Origin of the sequence: Brakhagea baltica (assembly GCF_052161605.1) — a bacterium.
GTDB lineage: Bacteria > Planctomycetota > Planctomycetia > Pirellulales > Pirellulaceae > JBKCUI01.
The window spans coordinates 1,453,878-1,471,645 of the sequence record NZ_CP197409.1 but is presented as its reverse complement, the minus strand read 5'-3'; the positions used below and the strand labels follow the sequence as shown (position 1 = coordinate 1,471,645).

General features: G+C 50.3%; 11 protein-coding genes. 4 read left to right on the top strand and 7 right to left on the bottom strand.

Annotation, left to right across the window (positions count from 1 at the left end):
• Positions 1–45: 45 nt before the first annotated feature.
• Positions 46–6,438, top strand: a complete 6,393-nt coding sequence (locus tag SH449x_RS05765; protein WP_482380372.1) for a PD-(D/E)XK nuclease family protein — start codon at positions 46–48, stop codon at positions 6,436–6,438.
• Positions 6,439–6,640: 202 nt separating this feature from the next.
• A complete protein-coding gene (locus SH449x_RS05760; RefSeq protein WP_482380371.1) occupies positions 6,641–7,063 on the top strand; it encodes a hypothetical protein in 423 nt (140 codons plus the stop codon).
• A 238-nt stretch (positions 7,064–7,301) separates the two neighbouring features.
• Here SH449x_RS05760 and SH449x_RS05755 read toward each other — a convergent pair whose 3' ends face one another.
• Complete coding sequence (locus SH449x_RS05755) at positions 7,302–9,623, bottom strand: hypothetical protein (protein WP_482380370.1); 2,322 nt, start codon at positions 9,621–9,623, stop codon at positions 7,302–7,304.
• A gap of 854 nt (positions 9,624–10,477) precedes the next feature.
• Here SH449x_RS05755 and SH449x_RS05750 point away from each other — a divergent pair.
• Together SH449x_RS05750 and SH449x_RS05745 are read left to right on the top strand one after the other, a co-directional pair.
• Positions 10,478–11,467: a phosphodiester glycosidase family protein gene (locus SH449x_RS05750; RefSeq protein ID WP_482380369.1), complete on the top strand. Its 990-nt coding sequence runs from the start codon at positions 10,478–10,480 to the stop codon at positions 11,465–11,467.
• A 155-nt stretch (positions 11,468–11,622) separates the two neighbouring features.
• On the top strand, positions 11,623–12,546 hold the full coding sequence (locus SH449x_RS05745) for a ChaN family lipoprotein (RefSeq protein ID WP_482380368.1): 924 nt from the start codon (positions 11,623–11,625) through the stop codon (positions 12,544–12,546).
• Between the two features lie 179 nt (positions 12,547–12,725).
• Here the strand turns inward: SH449x_RS05745 and SH449x_RS05740 are convergent, their stop codons facing one another.
• The 6 genes from SH449x_RS05740 to SH449x_RS05715 form a co-directional block, all read right to left on the bottom strand.
• Positions 12,726–14,066 (bottom strand): hypothetical protein, encoded by a 1,341-nt coding sequence (locus tag SH449x_RS05740; protein ID WP_482380367.1) that lies wholly within the window; start codon positions 14,064–14,066, stop codon positions 12,726–12,728.
• Positions 14,063–15,088 (bottom strand): Gfo/Idh/MocA family oxidoreductase, encoded by a 1,026-nt coding sequence (locus SH449x_RS05735; protein ID WP_482380366.1) that lies wholly within the window; start codon positions 15,086–15,088, stop codon positions 14,063–14,065. The genes SH449x_RS05740 and SH449x_RS05735 overlap by 4 nt, the downstream gene beginning before the upstream one ends.
• Positions 15,085–15,441 (bottom strand): cold shock domain-containing protein, encoded by a 357-nt coding sequence (locus tag SH449x_RS05730; RefSeq protein ID WP_482380365.1) that lies wholly within the window; start codon positions 15,439–15,441, stop codon positions 15,085–15,087. Before SH449x_RS05730 ends, SH449x_RS05735 begins: the two co-directional genes overlap by 4 nt.
• An 8-nt stretch (positions 15,442–15,449) precedes the next feature.
• Entirely contained in the window at positions 15,450–15,851 is a 402-nt protein-coding gene (locus tag SH449x_RS05725; protein WP_482380364.1) for a hypothetical protein, read from the bottom strand.
• Positions 15,852–15,863: 12 nt separating this feature from the next.
• On the bottom strand, positions 15,864–17,147 hold the full coding sequence (locus SH449x_RS05720; protein WP_482380363.1) for a beta-ketoacyl-[acyl-carrier-protein] synthase family protein: 1,284 nt from the start codon (positions 17,145–17,147) through the stop codon (positions 15,864–15,866).
• A 67-nt stretch (positions 17,148–17,214) separates the two neighbouring features.
• Positions 17,215–17,763, bottom strand: a complete 549-nt coding sequence (locus SH449x_RS05715) for a 3-hydroxyacyl-ACP dehydratase FabZ family protein (protein ID WP_482380362.1) — start codon at positions 17,761–17,763, stop codon at positions 17,215–17,217.
• Between the last annotated feature and the right edge of the window lie 5 nt (positions 17,764–17,768).

Here is a 17,768-nt window from a genome sequence, read left to right as displayed (position 1 = left end):
AAGAGTACGATGACAATGAGGGGGCTCCACACACGGAAGTATGAAATGATTACCAAAAAGACTGCCCCTCTGAAAACACGCAATCTGTTCGATGATGACCGCTCGATGAAGATCGAATACCTCGGCTGGGATCGTCCACTCCTCCACTCGGCACGCGACTATCTACTCAAAAGATTCTCTCGTGGTTCGAACTGGAACCTTGATCCGTGCATTGTCGTACTACCAGGCTCCTACGCAGGCAGACGCTTGGCCCAACTTATGGCCGTCACCGCCAATGAACAAGGCTTGGTCCTGCGCCCGCCCGAGATTCTTACTATTGGATCGCTACCCGAGAAACTGTATCGAGCCAAACTGCCGTTCGCTAATGAACTGGAACAAACTCTGGCGTGGACCAACGTGCTTCGTCTTGCAGATCCTGACTTTATCCGCCCGCTGCTTCTCGAACTACCTGATGCTAACGAGCTTCGGGCTTGGATGGAACTCGGCAAGATGCTTGGCAAGCTTCATCGCGAGCTGGCATCTGATCTTACCGATTTCGCGTTCGTAGCAAGCCAAATCACCGAAGAGCAGGAACTGGTCCGTTGGCAGGTACTCGCGAGTCTGCAACGTATGTACCTGGACCAGCTTCACAATGCCGGGCTGTGGGATGTGCAAACCGCAAGAAAGTTTGCCATCGAGCACAACGAGGTTCACACCGATAAAGAAGTCCTGGTCCTCGGAGCAGTCGACTTGAATCGAGCTCAGCGGTCGTTCCTCCGCGCGATCTCAATGAACGTAACCATTCTGGTCGGCGCACCACAATCCTATTCACCTGGCTTTAGTGATGAAGGGACCTTGCTACCTGAATATTGGCAAGACCTCGAGATTGGGATCGATCCCGACATGATCCATGTGCGTTCAACTCCGACTGATGTTACACGGGAATTGGCGATCCAACTCGCTAACCTTGGTTCGCAGTACTCTCTCCAAAACATCACGGTTGGAATTCCGGACCCCACGTTGGTTCCTATTCTTCAAGAATCGATGCAAGGTTATGGGGTGCCGTTGCGATATGGCCCGGGGACGCCATTGCTTCAATCTCCACCGATCCGTCTTATCGATACGATCATAGAATACGTAAGCGAAGGAAGCATTGAGGCGTTTCATCGATTGATTCGAATTCCTAGCGTGGAAGACTGGATCATAAAGAATCTCACCGAACAACAATGCTCCTCGCAACAATCCAATGAGCCGTCCTCTATAAAACCCAAATCCTTTTTAGCGGAGATCGATAAGTATTTAGCTGTAACGCTAATCAACAGCGTAAATCAGCCAGAGTGGCCGCGCAAAGAGGGGCTGGAAACGTTACAAGCCACACTGTCACTTCTCGATCAGTGGCTCCAACCGCTTCGAGTGAGCTCGCAAAAAATCTCCGAGTGGGGAACACCGCTTCGAGAAGTGGTTCAGGCAATCTACGCCGACCAAGAAATTTCCCTTGCTGACGAGGCGGGGAATATTTATGCGAGAGCGAGCGATGGACTTAACGAGGTTTTCGAAACCTTGGCAACGGTCCCTTCCCATCTGGATGTTGCTGTAACTCTTGGGGAAGCCTACACGTGGGTGCTTGGTCAATTGGACTCCGCAACCATCCCGCCGATTCAGCGTGATGACGCGATTGAAATGCTCGGTTGGCTCGAGTTGGCCTTGGACGATGCACCTGTTTTGATGCTGACTGGAATGCATGATGGTGTGATTCCTGAGTCGGTCAACGGCGACGCGTTCCTCCCGAACAAGCTTCGAACAGCACTCGGGTTGATGGATAACCTCCGTCGGTACGCGCGGGATTGCTATGTCATGCTGACCTTGTTACACACACGCCAACATTTGCAAATCATTCTTAATCAATTAAGCGTTGAGGGGGATCCGCAACCACCGAGTCGATTGTTGCTGTCTGTACCAGGGGAGGAATTAGCAAAGCGAGTCAGATGGCTTATCGATCCTAAGCCAATCGATGTATCGCAAGAGGTGGCTACGATCTGGAGACCGCGCGAAGGACAATCGAATATCCCGATTCCGTTGCCTTCACCAGAGGCCTCGATTCGAGACATGGCGGTCACCGATTTCAAGCGTTACTCGCAGTGCCCTTATCGATTCTATCTGCGTCGTATTGAAAAGGCCAAGACCTATGAACACGAACGGCTCGAGCTCGATGGTGGTGGATTTGGTGATCTGGTACACATCGTTCTCGAGTCCTTAAAGGGTTCTATCGCAGAGAGATCGACCGAACCTCGTGTTATATCCGACTTTTTGATCGAGGTGCTCCGAAAGACCGTTCGGGAAAGCTTCGGCGTGCATCCTCCACCAGCCATCCAGATTCAAATTGAACAAGCGGAAAGGAGACTTGTCGCCTTTGCGGAACATCAAGCTCGATACGCCGTCGAAGATTGGGAGATTCGAGAGATTGAGTTCAATGTGAATCGAGATGAGGGAGTTCCTCTCGACTTGGGGAACGGTCAGCTCATGATGATTCATGGCAGGATCGACCGTATCGATTTCAATCCTAAGACTCAGCAGTATGCGATATGGGATTACAAGACGGGGGACAAAACGACGAAGCCTCGCGATAATCACCTGCGAAGGGACGGCGAATGGATCGATTGGCAGCTACCACTCTACGGTTTGCTGATTGAGAAGCTAGGAATTACCGATCTATCCAAGGTTACGTTTGGTTACATACTTCTGCCCCGTGATCCTAAGTACACCGAGTTCGTCAAAGCCGACTTTACGCTCGAAGAACACCGAGCCGCAATCGAGTCCGCTAAGGATCTCGCACGCAAAGTGTATCAAGCAGAGTTTTGGCCTCCGGCGTATACAGGTTATGCGTCCATGGATGAGTATGGAGCGATTACCCAGCAGACAGTAGCGCGTCGTTGGGAACCTGAGGCCGCTTCGGACGAGTCGGTAGCTTCGCAAGTCGCTTCAGAGGAGGAGCTCCCTAGTGGCCATGCCGAAAGTCACTCTGAGAAAGATGAGAGCACGGTACCACTTGAACGTCCTGGCAGGAACTGGGAACCCCATAAGCTCCGAATCGATCCCCATCCCGCAGTCGGAACTCCTGATAGCAAATGGTTTCGACCCGAGATGATTCTCGCATCAGCGGGGACAGGTAAGACTTATAGCCTCGCAGCACGTGCGGTGCGGTTACTCTTTTCCGAAGAGCCCATCGATTCCATTTTGGCAACCACTTTCACAAGGAAAGCTGCTGGAGAAATTTTGCATCGCGTTTTGTCGTGGTTGGCAAATGCGGTCGAGGATGAATCGGCATTGAACCAGATTCAATCACTGCTCCAACCTCTTGAGATTAATCGGGAAACTGCCAAGTATCAGCTAGCAAGGCTCTGTCAGCATTTGCATCGGTTTCGGGTCAGCACGCTCGATAGCTTTTACTCGCAGCTCGCACGTTCTTTTGCATTAGAGCTGAAGCTGCCTCCCGGTTGGAGTCTATGCGATCCGTTCCAATTCGAGGAGTTGAAGCACGAAGCCATCAATCGCATGTTTGACCATATCGATCGAACGGCTCTAAAATCGCTCGTATCGCAACTATCGAAAAGCGAAGCCACACGAAGCATTCGAAATGAGATCGATCAAGCTGTTTCGAATGGTTACGATCTGTTTCGCAGAACCAACGAGGCGGCTTGGCATCAGTTGGATGTACCAACTAGTCCAAAGCAAGAAGATTTAGACGCAGCCCTCGAGTTTTTTCGGACCTCTGCCATCGGTCATAAAAGTTACTTAACCGCCCGAGATAAAGCGGTTGAAAATTTTGAAGCTGGTAATTGGCTCGACTTTCTCACCACAACCTTCGTTGGAGCTTGCCAGAACGATAGCGTCACCTACTACAAAAAACCCTTTGAAGCGGATCTTATTCGTGCTATCCGCATCTTATCGCGCAAGGCGGCATCAGGCGAACTAGCTAGCCGAAGAGCGCAAAACGAAGCCTCATTTAGTGTCATCAAAAGCTTTCATGATCAACTCAACGTTGTTAAAGCGAAACGCCGCGTTGTCACATTTGACGACATTTCCGAACGGCTAGCGAATTGGATGGCCGCGTGTATCACGACGCAAAAACAATCGGAAATGGAGTTGACGGTCGATGGTGAAACGAGTCAACAGGATCTCGAATCAATGGAGGAGATAGCAGGCGAAACGGTCGGCATAGAATCGAGTCGAGTGAGTTTGGACACTGTTGCACATCGACTCGATTGTCCAGTGAGCCATTTGCTTCTGGATGAGTTCCAAGACACCTCGCCAGTACAGTGGGAAATCGTGAAGCCTTTTGCCGAGGCGATCGTTCAAAACCAATCGTCGCGCACCTCTTTTTTCTGCGTGGGGGATACTAAGCAAGCTATCTACGGATGGCGAGGTGGGGTCGCAGAGATTTTTGAATCGGTTGGTCAGCAAATCCAAAATGTAGTTCAGGAAAAGTTGAGTCTGAGTCGACGTTCTTCACCGATCATCATCAATTTTGTAAATGACGTTTTCACCCAACTCGATCGCCACGAAAACTACAACGACGATGATGAAGAGGATGCCAAGAATGGCGACACGCGCGCAATCGTCGATTGGGTTGCACGAAACTATCAAGTACACGAAACCGCTAAAGCCGAACTTCCTGGCTACGTAGAGTTTCGAAATGCCAATATCGATCCCAAGGGGCGTCGCGATGATGGCGAGTCTAGTGCCGAAGGATTATTCGAAGAAGTCGCCGATCGAATCGCGGAACTGCATCTCGCCAATCCGCAGGTCGAGATTGGCGTTCTTTCGCGAACGAATCACGATGTCGGCAAGATGATCTTGTTACTGAGAGAACGAGGGGTCGAAGCAAGTCAGGAGGGAGGAAACCCACTAACTGATTCCGCCGCGGTTCTATTGCTGCTAAGTTTAATGCGACTTGCCAATCATCCAAGTGATTCGCTGGCCTATTTCCATGTGACAAATTCTCCCTTGATGCCAAGTGTTGAGTCGAATGACACGAGCGAACCATTGTTTTCGCGACAGATATGGAACAATCCGAATCGGCTGTCCGAAGCGGTGCGATCGGTGTTGATCGCGCGAGGATTTGGGCATACCCTCGGTACGCTTTCTAGCCGATTAGCTCCGGAATGCCACGAACGTGACCAAGAGCGATTGCGACAGCTTATCCAGTTAGGATACCGTTACGATGCAATGGGGGCAGACAATCTATTCGGATTTATCGAATACATTGAACAGCACAAAGTCGCGTTGCCAGGGGCCAGCAAAGTGCGAGTTATGACGATCCATCAATCGAAAGGTCTCGAATTCGATGCCGTTTTCTTGCCGACTTTGGATCAGACCATTTCCTCTCGCCCACCGTTGTATGTTGCGATGTACGGAGACCGGACGAAACCACCGATCGGAGTCACTCGCTACATGAATCGAGGCTTGCAAAAGTTCTTAAGCGATTCATGGCAAATCGCGTTTCGAGAATTTGGCAATCAGCAACTCGCGGAAGCATTGTGTGTCTTCTACGTCGCTCTGACCCGGGCCAAGCGAGCCTTGTATTTGTATACGGCACCTTCGAAATCGAGCAAGAAGCGATGGGGATCGGTGTTGCACTCCATATTTGCCACAGCAGAACAAGCGGCTGAGCAGGGAGCAGTGATCAAGCAATGGGGGGATCCCGACTGGCATAGCGATATCATCGCGGAGGAGGTAAAGGAATCGACAGAGAATCAATCTCAGGTGTCAAAAAGGCGTATCGCCATCAAGTCAGATGGGGGAGCAAAGCGAACGATACCTTGGTTGCGTCCCAGTTCGCTCAACAAGTCGGTCGATCGGATTCCTTTGGCTTCGAAATGGCGAACTGAAGATCGAGCGGGAGCTGCGATTGGCAAATTAGTGCACCGATGGTTTGAGGAGATCGGAGGCTGGATCGAAGATTACAAACCGAACAAAAAACACCTTCGCGAGATCGCGTCATCACACTTAACCGCCGAGGAGCTTAATTATATTCGGATCGACGATTGGCTTGATCGATTTCTAGGATTCTGCCAATCGAAATCGATCCGAGAGTGCTTGAGTCAAACACGATACGCCCGCTGGCAAGACCCTCGCGTATTAAAGCTTGAAGTCAGTACCGAGCGTAGGCTGCTGCAAATTGTGGAGGACCAACTCTTGTCCGGCATCATCGATCGCTGTGTACTTGGGATTGATGGTGATAGAGTGGTACGTGCGGAGCTTATCGATTTTAAGACCGATATGCGTCCCAAGAAAAAGGATCTGGGTGAGTGGATAGGTGAGCGCGTCATGTATCACGGCCCTCAGCTTCGTGCCTATGGTACGGCGATACAAAAGCAATACGGTTTGAAGGCTAGCGATGTCGAGCTGACTCTTATACTCTTAGGGGAAGATCGAATTGTGACAGTCCCGAGTCTGTGACCAAAGGATCGATGAGGTATTCGAATCTTCTATCAGATCTTTTCGGTCTTGTATCACCTGACGGGAGCATGCGGAAGCTCCTGCACGAAGGCGAGCGGCGGATGGAAAACTACCGGATTTATTCTGGCTTCGTCGTGCAGCGATACCAATACTAGCGGAACGATCCGCGAGCGTCTATCATACCGAAATAATCAACATTCCTGTGGAGTTCCCCGCAGAATTGGGGCTTGATAAGTCTAAGATCGCCCCCCGCCCCAAGTACTATGGTATTCGTGGAGACTATTTCATCGTACGTAATTCAGAAAAATATTTCCGAGAACTACCGCTCAATCCCGAAGATGCCCTGAGTGAATCAATCTCCTATCAAATGGTTAGACGGAAGCTGGATGAGCAGTTTTCAGGGAAGGCGTTTGCATTGGATTATTGGGATTTGTCACCATTGCTAGAGAACGCGGCAAATAGTTTCGAAAACTCTACGATTGGGACGCTTTTAGGAATACTAGGCGCAAAGACATTCGATGACTTGTTCCGCTCCATGGCAGAAGATCTTGGGCCTGTTGGAGGAGCTGTCTCAAAGAACCAAAATGGTTTCCGACGAGAGTACATCATGCTAACCCGAAGATAGAGCGTGAACGAGAAAGAGAGGGCTAAGGTAAATTTTGCAAGACTCCGCACGCCAGGCACAGGTTCCAATGCTTCCAGTTTACGAAATGACGAGGACGGGTGGATGGCACCAAACTGTGCTTGCGTCATTTGAAGTGGAACATAATGCGGCAAGTGGGTTGCGTTTTTTGTACTTGGGATTAAGAGTCAGGGAATCGGCTATAGTTTACTTACAAATGGTATGTGGCATGAGACTTAAGTTACTTGATAAAATCGTATTGTTGTGACGAGAATCTAAGTGGTTCTTGGATTGAGGTTCGACCAAAGATAGATTCTTTGGTTCTTGACTTATCTTCCGTACCTTTGTTCTTTTCGTCCGTTTTTGTTTTGGCCAGGTGCGCCTGCCATCGCTTTTCCTTATCCTTCTCTTGCGCGGCTACCACTTGCTCAAAGTGCTCATCGAGCTGCCTGCGAATGTGTCCACTGTAACTGGCAAGCAACTTTACGGTGGCATCAATTCGCTTGTTTTCCAATTCTCCAGACCAGGCAGTTCGCAGCAAGCTGAACTGATCAGAATACGGAAATGCTAGTTCTTGTTCTAGCAATCTGAATTGCTCGTCCGAGACCCTACCAACCAACGAAACGAAACGATCGTGCGTTTGCAGCAGACCTGGGACCCGACGAAAAAGATCATCGATCTCGTTCTCGATAACCTTGTCGGTCATGTTTCTTGCGGCATAGGACCAAAGCGGATACGCCATTCCCTGACGTTCGCCCTGACAGGCGTATCCTAATATCAAAGCCAGAAGAGGTCTTGGTCGCGAATCTTTAAAGCAACTCTCGATCCTCGCAGTGACCTGAATATCCGACTCGGGACGATAAGTCATTATGGTTTCGATCAGTCGCATGGGATCAGAATCGCTGCCATACCAGTCCATCGCTAATTCCGCAGCCTTTAGAAGGAATAATTCTTGATAGACGATGCCCTGATCGCCTTTTGATTCAGACGCTTGAACGAAAAAAGCATAAGCTTCTAAGATTTGCTGGACGCTCTCGTAAAGCGAGCTATGAACGAGTTGGTTTTGATCTTCTCTAACTTGTAGCCTATCATTCGGATCCGTTTTCTTGAGCATAAACTCAACACGACGTTCTCTTCGTTCTGCGCTTTTGTCGCGAACAATCGCAGAAAGGGGATTTCCTGTCTTAATGTCCCACTCCACGCGAATACGACCACAGTCAAGAATCCCGACATCACCTTCTTGCGATGACACGATTTCTCCATTGGCTGCTTCCGCAACTACAACCGGTGCGATGAATAATGGTGGGTAGCCTTCGCTTTCTTCAGACGATCGAATCACTCCACTCAAGCAAAAACAGTGTTCTTTAGCCAAAGAAGTGCCACCTATCATCACGAGGCTTGGATACCCAAAGGCTTTACGTTCGCTGAATTCCTCCATGAGAAACTCCTCCAAGAGAAGCTGTTTTTTGTAGAGAGCACCTCTACAAACCTGCCAGCGTTCATGGGAGCCTTCCCGCAGACAGCTCAACTCAAACGCCATGTCGCCATTAGTCAATTCATTAACCTTAGCAATCAATTGCTGTTGTCGTTCTGTCAGGGGTTGATCGATAGTTGGCAACAACGGTGACTCGATAAGTGTAATGTCAACGACGACTTTAGACTGGTCAAAAATGTACGGGTTAAACGCAACATTGTGCCAGCGAAACCTTGCTGAATCGAACAAAGCTCGCTGTACCCGAAGTGCTTGGTCGTGGTTCCACTTGTCTCCCGTCCGAAGCTCCAAGAACTTGGAAAGAGAATCAGCATCATGGATCTTCAATCCGTGAAATCGAACTTCCTGGACCGTGAGTGGAGTGCCGAGTTGCGAGACATTGATGAGTAGCTTGTTCTCAAGCGTATCTTCGTTCTTCTCTAATCGAACATCAACGATGGAGCCAAAGTAGCCAATGCTGACAAAGAAATCATGTACGGCGCTTCGCATCTTGTGTTCAGCGTTTGGAGAGATGGTTCGGCCCAACCCCACGATCCTTTCCCAAGGGAAACTTGCGACATCACCCGGCTTGAATGTTAAAGCATGACGTCCCATCCATCGACCGTCGAGGCCAGGGGCCCAGACTTCACCTTCTTCTTTGTTTGAGGACGTCAGCCTCTTCTTAAGCAATTCTTGATGGTCCTGTGAGAGTCCGCTGATTTGTATGTCCGAGAGCTTGGATTGAGGGCCTTTTTCAATCTTGACGTCTAGACAATACAGATCCTCATCGTACCTGACTTCGCAAGTTACCTTTGGGAATCCTTCCGATTGATAGTTCGCTTCGAGAATTTGCGAGACGATCTGACATTGCTTTTCAATAGAGTCTTTAGAGGCCGCGGATCTCCTGAGTTCGTTGTTCATCAAGAGCTTCCAGCGAATCTTGGCGGTTTCTCGGGAATCTTCGCAGTCGATATGGAGCGAACGCAAAAGCTGGCATTCCATATCCGCTTGCCCACGAAGATATGGCAACGAGGAAATGCTAGCCAAAAACATCGTTGATAAAATCATTACAAACTGTGCTGTTGCTCGCATTTCTAAAGACATCCTAGTATTAACGGCAGAAAGCATTCGATCGCATACCTATGTCGACGTGTATCATCTCGGCTGTAATCGTGTCAAGCTGAGGGAACACCGCCGATACGAAGTATAGAAACCGCTTGGTAAGAGCACCTGAAGCCACAGCACTTTTATCGGCTTCGAGCTTGAGCCGGCCCGTGTTAAGATCGAAGCACAATACTCAACTACTCCAAACGACTATCTATTTGCGAGCCTAGAAATGAATCAAGTAGTGGTTAAGCTTTTGGTAGTTATGGTCTGCTTGCTTTCCCATTCACGTTCATTAGCGGATTTCGACTCCGTAAAGATTTTCCCTGCATCCGCAAAAGTTTGGTTACAGATTTCTGATGTGCCCACTAAAGGGACACAGTATTTTTATCGATCGTCGAAGTGTACTCACTTTCATTCGACGGCAGAGGAGTAGTCAGTGCTCCAGCGGGACTGCTTCTATTGAGTAAAGTGATTCTAGTGCGGAATGAATGCTAGCATTAGTTGAGAACAGACCACTTCCCTACACTTGTTGAAAAACCAAAAGATACCGTGTCACCAGGGACAGTGTCCCAACTACCCAAATTGCCACCGAATCCACCAACGGCGCATATTATCCAACTAGTACTGGGTGTGAAACCTTTGGCGAGAGGATTGCGTCCCCAACGGGACGAGGGTGATTGGGGGAACGCTCGTGCTACCAACATTTCGTCCCTAATGGGACGAGCAACGCCCCCGAAATTCTTTCGTTCCGTAGGAATCAAATTTGGTAGAATCGACTACTCTTAGGGGAAGAGTGAATTGTGACAGTTCCTAACCCATGACCTTAGGACCGATGAAGTATGCAAATCTCCTATCTGATCTCTCCAGACCTGCATCGTATGACTGGAGTATGGCTGAATTTCCAGCAGTTAGTTATTTCTTTGTTGGTCGTTGTTTGGATCACATCGGTCCATCGAGACTGCTTGGGGAACGACGATCCAACAGATAGCGTCGTCGCGGAACGACGTGAAATTGTCAGCGAAGCCTTGTCCTATGAGCATCGCGAACGAAGTCAACCTAGACCGCTGCACATCCACATTCTCAAGCTGAATCTTCAAAAGCAAGATTTGGAATGGCGGGTCGTGTTAGGTAAAGATCCAGATGGTGATGGCCCGGCAGAAGCAGAACTTACGAGTCCATTTCAACTCGCCAAGCAGACCGATCACGTTCTCGCAGTGGTGAACACCAACCCATGGAGTGAGATGCCAACCGAGTCAGGTAAGACGGCTGAGAAAGCGATCTGGTATCCTGGTCGACCCGTGGACATTTCAGGTCTTGCGGTTAGCCGGGGGCTCGTTCGGAGCGAGCCGCAAAAGGGATATGTATCGATTTGGCGAGGCAAAAGTGGGCGTCATGAGATGAACAATGCCGTGGATAATGTTGAATCTGTCGAAGAGGGCTTTGGCGGTTTTCAACAGATCGTCCGGGATGGCGAGCGAATCGTTCAAAATGACTCTTCGTTGCACCCAAGAACCGGTGTTGGTTTCGATCCACAGAAAGAATCGATGTTCTTTGTGGTCGTCGATGGTCGACAACCAGGGTATAGCGAGGGGATGACCACGGTCGAGTTAGCAGAGTTCTTCTTGGAGATAGGCTGCTGGGATGCAGCGAATTTGGATGGGGGAGGGAGTAGCATCATGGCTCTCTCGGATGCCGGATCCTCAAAGCTGGTAACCGCGAATCGCCCCTCTGATCGGCTTCCCGGGGGGATTACCATGACTCGTCCTCTTCCGATCGCCGTCGTGCTGAGGGCAAAAGAAAAATCGGAGCAAGAGTCCCCCAACCGTTAAAATCGGTTCCACATGACCTGCGAAGCATCCATTTCAGCAATGCCAGCTCTCAAGCAGCGTTTGCCCCGCAATCTTGGAAATAGGAATAGATTGCCTTTCCGATAGGCTAAAATAGGGGACCGTTAATTCGACACTTCTCAACTGGATAAAACGACATGAAGAAGACGTTGCTTGGTGCCTTGGCCATTCTGATGTTTCTGCCACACACAGCGATAGCTGATGAACCTGCATTCACCTCGGTCATCGTCGATCTCAAGGACGGCTCGGAGATGACAACTGAGGCGTTCGCCGATGAATTACACGGTGTGGAAGTCTTGGTACTCGGCGAGGAGCACGATAGCGATGGAGCTCATCGAATGCAGCTCGCGATTATCGAGGAGCTCGTTAAGTCGGGGCGAAACATTGCCATTAGCACGGAAATGTTCGAGCGTGATTGCCAAGGTGTTCTGAACGAGTATTTGGCAGATCGAATCGATGAAGAAGCCTTTCTCGCATCAAGTCGCCCATGGCGGAACTACGCTCAACATTATCGACCGATCATTGAACTAGCCAAGTCTCATCGATTACCTGTCCTTGCAAGCAATACGCCTCGTGAGATCGCATCAATGGTTTCCAAGGGGGAATCTATTCCCAGTCCATTGTCGCCGTTTCACGCCCGATCTACGTCAGCGGGTAAGGATTTGTACTGGGAAAACTTTGTGAATGCCATGAAGGGGCATGGCGGTATGGACGGGTCCGATGCGGCACGGTTATTCTTCGAGTCGCAGTGTCTGAAGGATGATACGATGGCGGAATCCATCACTGACTTTTTGGCTTGTCACAGTCACCGACCTGTATTGGTAGTGCATTTGTGTGGCAAGTTTCACAGCGACTATGGGTTGGGTACCGTATCAAGAATCCTAACTCGCAATGGTTTAGCTCGCGTAGTGGTCGTTTCCACGGATCGAGTAGACAGCAAAGACGAGTTTGATTTGAAAGATGCTAAGGGGCGAGCTCACTACACGATGTTGGTACCACAAAACGTGGTCAACGCATCGGAGAGTGCAAAGCCTGAGGATAACGAGTCATCAGAGGATTAGGCAGGCAGAATTTAAAACTCATAGAAGCTGCCTCGACCAGCGACCATTTCACATTCTACGACCGCTCCTGCGGTATTGGAGGCGGGATTCGAGGGGCATGATGGGCAATCGTTTCGTTAGCGAGAGCCCTAACGATCCGCTGGACGAGCCAGCGGGATTCGCTTCCGAACCAGCCACAGTTAGTCCGGTATTTTTTTATTCTCCGCTCGCCTTAACACAATTTCATAAGAACCGGAGTTATCGCTCACGCCGGCTGCGGTGTCGTTGATCCGTAACAGCAAGCAGCTACGCTCTTTGGCGATGATGGTTTGATTTGTTCCAATTAAGATTCGTTCCCAAGGTCGGCTGGGCTGCTCCTCGTCCAACGGAGCGAGTGCTCCAACTAGAGCCCCGAGTCGGTTCTCACGGACGTATTCGACCGATATTCCTTTGGGTGTTGATTCCCAAGTGGTTCCGTCCCCAAATTGCCGAATCACGACTGATCCGCTTGCTTGAACCAGAAGACTGTCTCCGGGTTCCAGGACAACTCCCGTCGATTGCCAGCCAAGGTCAGAGGAAATGGAAATCGTGCGAGCATCATTCGGCTTGAGCTGTTGAACCGGTTCTTCTCCCCAACGAAGCATGAGTTGTGGCTGGTAACCAAAATCCAGATCGTCTAAAAAGCACCGCCACTGAATGGATAGTCTAGGCCATACCTCTGCGAGCGAGCTGTAGAGTTGTTTCGATGCAGCGAGAGAATAGTCCAGATCACCTCGGTAGAGTCGCCTGAAGTCTTCGTTATATTCTGGATGGTTGTCGAAAAAATATACGGCACACCAACTCCAGCAATACTGTTCCATCCGGCTCGTCCGAGAGTTGGGGAAAGACAAAATTTCCGACAGCTTCGGCGCATTTCCTTGTTCGATAGATTTTTGAACTTGGAGAATACGTCCCCACCACGGGACTTCGTCGGGGGAGATTGGGAAGTAACCCATGGTGATCCGATCCCCCTCAAGCCGATGGGTCCCCAGATAATCAGCCATTCCCTCCATCAACCAAGGAGAGCCGGCCCCCCCTAACCATTCCGACATGATCCAATGAGTTGCTTCGTGGAGGAACAGCATACGCCGGTAGAATGTCGATGGTTGTTCGACTAGATAGAGCTTGCTACCAAACTGATACCCCTCCTCGAATGCGGGAACGTTTGTTAGAAGCCCGGCGGCCTCCCATTTCCTTCGATCGCCGATCAAGTGGACCGTTGTGTGCAATTTACGTTGCTTCGAAGATTCTCGTCGAAAGATTCGCTGCCATTGCTCTATTGCTTGATCGAGATAGACCGGCCATAGCTTGAGCTCGTCATCAATCTGTAGATCGGTGATCAACGTCAACCGATCGGTTTCGAATCTATTGAAACCGTCCTCCTGGCGTGGTTCATTTCGATTCGACTGGGATAGCGATTCCTTGGCGGATAACGCAAAGACAGTGACTGTGACGATTGTCGCCAAATGCAGTGTCAGTCGAATCAGGTTTGGCGGCCTCATGACCTGGTCAGTTTGGATTGGATCGTCAGAGCGAGTTCCACAGCTCGCGAAGCGAGATCACCGTCGAGTCGCGGTGCAATTTTCCTTGCTTTGACACTATCGGCCATGTCGTCGATTTCGGCACGGAACGCGTCAATTTCGTCGGCGGCTGGCAGCTCCGGAATCAAGACTTCTCCGGATTGCGTGGCGATTCTGAGATTCATGGTTTCTGTTCCATTGGAAAAAGCCGCGAACTCATGCTGTACCAAGGCATGTTCGAGATGAAGTTCAAAACCGTGAGTAAACGGTCGCCCGGGTGCATCGATCACTCCGGAGCTACTCGAGACACAAATTCCGCAATCGGAAAAGCGATGCAGAACGTGCACGTATTCGGCGACGGAGCCTCGCATTCGACCGACGACATCGACGCTGGTGGGAGTACCAAAGAGCAATTGGATCCAATGCAAGTCATGCACGTGAAGATCGACCAGAGGACCACCAACTCGATCTGGTTCGAAGAAATCCGATATCCAGGTGGGGTTGGAAATGACCCGTTTGAAGTATCCGCCAATCGGCTTACCGTATTTGCCACTTTGGACTAATTCGGTTGTGTGGGCGAATGCGCCCATGTAAGGCAAAACATGCGCCACCATTACGAGCTTATGATTGGCTCGTGCTGCATCGAGCACTTTGTGGCAGTCTTCCGCAGTGAGGGCCATCGGCTTTTCCAGAAAGACGTCTTTACCGTTTTCTATGGCTTTGAGTGCGGCGTCTGTGTGGAGATGAGGTGGCAAGCAAATGTCCACGACATGAATGTCGGGGGATTTGAGCATGTCTTCGTAGGTCTCGTACACAGCTATACCATCGGTCGATATATGCTCGCCGGGAGGCCCAAAGTTTCCTTTGATGGTTCGCCAATCCCCGGCTCGCTTGACCGGATCTCGTGAGCAAAACGCGGCTAACTGAGCTTTCTCGCTACGTTGATAGGCAAGATGGTGAATCCAGCCCATGAACCCAACACCAACTAAACCAACGCGTATCATTCGGGGCTCTCCGAGTTCTCTTCAGGTGATTTATCTTCTTTCTCTCTCCACGTAGGTTTTCGCTGTCGGGCTCGTGGATGATGTGCTGCGAGAATTTCCCGTTGAGGATTTTCATCCAGAGACTTAGACAAGGGACGAGCTGGTTTTTGAACGACGGTCGCCTCGAGTCTTTGCTCGTCCATTCTGAGAATCTCGTTTATTTCGAATTCTACAGGGGTCCCCTCCTCCAAGTGTCGAAACTGCAATCCGTTCAAGACGGATTGATGAAAGAACACATCGTCGCGAAAGTGATCGGTTCGGATGAAGCCGAACTTTTTGTCCGCGATGATCTTAATGATGATTCCAACCCGCATTGTTTCTGCTACCCCTCGGTCTTCAATCGACCGACACTGCTTTGAAAATATCTCTTACGTCGGGCCGAAACAGCTTCTTTGTGTTGACTCTCGGACAGGTCGGCCAAATTGGACTGACAGAAACGACAACCAATTTCCTCGATATGGAATTTGATGTAGTCGTGTTTGTCGTCTGTCATTGCACCAAGCAAATAACTACCCAACTCTTCTCGAGTGGGGCAACTGATCCGATGACGACGCCAAATATCGCCAACGGAATGGACGCCGCTCTCTCGCTTCGCGATAAGCTCGCTTAAGCGAGACTGAAGCTCACTACTATTCCGCAGCGCAACTTCCAAACTGGTCATTTGCTCGGTAGGCAGGGACTCTTCGATATAAGCCAGAAGTGTTGCGTCACTGATAGTGTGCATAAGCGAACGCCTTTAATTTCGAAGCTGGCCGACTGCCAAAGTGACGTTCTGACCACCAAAACCGAAGCTATTGTTGAGAGCGACTTTGATTTTGGAGGGGCGAGCTACGTTCGGAACATAATCTAAATCGCAATCGGGATCTGGAGTTTCCTGGTTGATCGTAGGGGGTAGTACTCCGTCCCGAATGGCCAGCATGCAGACGATCATTTCCGTTACACCGGCAGCTGCGATGAGATGCCCCATCATGCTTTTCGTGCTCGACACAGGTACCGACTTGGCCAGCTCACCAAAAACGCCCTTGCACGCCAGGGTTTCCGTGCGGTCGTTTACTGAGGTAGATGTACCATGAGCATTCACGTATCCGATTTCATCCAGATTGAGCTTTGCGTCTGCAATTGCTTGTTTCATGCAGCCGATGGCACCGCGTCCCTCCGGATGGATATCGGTGATTCTGTAAGCATCAGCCGTGCTACCGTACCCGTAGACTTCGGCTAGGATGGATGCCCCACGTTTGCGTGCGTGTTCGTATTCCTCGAGGATGACAATTCCAGCTCCCTCACCGAGTACAAAACCGTCTCGATCTTTATCGAAAGGTCTAGACGCTCGGGTGGGATCGCCGTTTCGCTGGGAGAGGGTGGTCAGCAGGCTGAATCCTGTCAGTCCAAAGGGGTGAATCATGCTGTGAGCCCCCCCGGCTATCATGGCATCAGCATCTCCTGATCGAATAAGCTCGGTCGCCTCGCCAACCGCTTGGCTGCTCGCTGCGCACGCGGTTAAGCAGTTGGAGTTAGGGCCTTGAGCATTGAACAATGCAGCCAAGTGTGCAGATGGCATATTGGGTTCTTGCTCGAGTTCTGCGTTCACATCGAGAACTTCACGGCCTTTTCGAAGGAAGGCAGCTAGGTCAAAGTCCCCTTCTCGGACGGCGGCGGCCATCATCGTTGTGAAGTTGTAAAAATCCTGGTTGCCTTCACCGGCCCCCATGTAGACTCCCAATCGCCGAGGATCCAATCCCGAGTCGAGAATACCTGATTGCTTAATGGCCTGGTGGGCAGCCCCCACGGCGAATCGAGTGTGACGTCCGCGATGTTTCCACTCTTCGGAATTCTCGCCGCATTGGCTGATATCCCAATTCTTTACCTCTGCGGCGATCGTAGTCGGGTATCCAGTCGCATCAAAGACCGTAATTGGACCTACGCCGCTGCGGCTTTCCTTCAGGCCAGTCCAAACGGTTTCAGCGTCGTGACCCAGCGGATTGATCACTCCGATTCCCGTAACGACAACTCGTCGACGCATTAGTAACATTCCTGTCTATCAAAAAACGGACCGAATCAAAAAAGTGCAGCGACTTGACCAGGTCGTTTTAGAGCTGGCTGGCAAATTTTCTGGCTGCTTCTATTTCGGCCTCAACCATGTGTGGAGGAGGCTCTATTTTATTGCCGTTTTGATCGACAGCAACGTCGAACAATTTCAGAATGCGTAGAGTTCGCAGTAAATCTTCTGGAGGAAAAAGAGCTGTCTCACCAAAACGCTCATCAAGAAACGCGAACCAAAGTTCGAGTTCCGCAACCAAATCGCCGGAAACAGTGATGACTCCAGATATCACCGCCCCAGTAGGTTGCTTATCCTGCACCTCTGCCTTGAGTATCAGCTGGTCACCTGGCACAGCCAATCGGTGGAAAACGGCTTTGGAAACCTTTGCCAAGACCGTTTTCTTTAAAAAACCAGCCGGCTCGGAGACCAACAGCCCACCCGTCTGAGCCATCCCCTCAATCATCAAAGAATGAGGGTAATGGGGATGCCCGGGAGAGTAGTCATCGATCGGTTCCTCGCCAAAACAGACGTTTTTTATGGCTGTAGCTCGCGTGTCGCGAACAAACTCCGTAAACCGATCGATCCAAAACCAACGCATCGAAA

Bases quoted from the DNA above. Each gene is read 5' to 3' on its own strand.
- SH449x_RS05765 (WP_482380372.1), top strand. From the start codon at position 46: ATGATTACCAAAAAGACTGCCCCTCTGAAAACACGCAATCTGTTCGAT.
- SH449x_RS05755 (WP_482380370.1), bottom strand. From the start codon at position 9,623: ATGCGAGCAACAGCACAGTTTGTAATGATTTTATCAACGATGTTTTTG.
- SH449x_RS05750 (WP_482380369.1), top strand. From the start codon at position 10,478: ATGCAAATCTCCTATCTGATCTCTCCAGACCTGCATCGTATGACTGGA.
- SH449x_RS05745 (WP_482380368.1), top strand. From the start codon at position 11,623: ATGAAGAAGACGTTGCTTGGTGCCTTGGCCATTCTGATGTTTCTGCCA.
- SH449x_RS05740 (WP_482380367.1), bottom strand. From the start codon at position 14,066: ATGAGGCCGCCAAACCTGATTCGACTGACACTGCATTTGGCGACAATC.
- SH449x_RS05735 (WP_482380366.1), bottom strand. From the start codon at position 15,088: ATGATACGCGTTGGTTTAGTTGGTGTTGGGTTCATGGGCTGGATTCAC.
- SH449x_RS05730 (WP_482380365.1), bottom strand. From the start codon at position 15,441: ATGCGGGTTGGAATCATCATTAAGATCATCGCGGACAAAAAGTTCGGC.
- SH449x_RS05725 (WP_482380364.1), bottom strand. From the start codon at position 15,851: ATGCACACTATCAGTGACGCAACACTTCTGGCTTATATCGAAGAGTCC.
- SH449x_RS05720 (WP_482380363.1), bottom strand. From the start codon at position 17,147: ATGCGTCGACGAGTTGTCGTTACGGGAATCGGAGTGATCAATCCGCTG.
- SH449x_RS05715 (WP_482380362.1), bottom strand. From the start codon at position 17,763: ATGCGTTGGTTTTGGATCGATCGGTTTACGGAGTTTGTTCGCGACACG.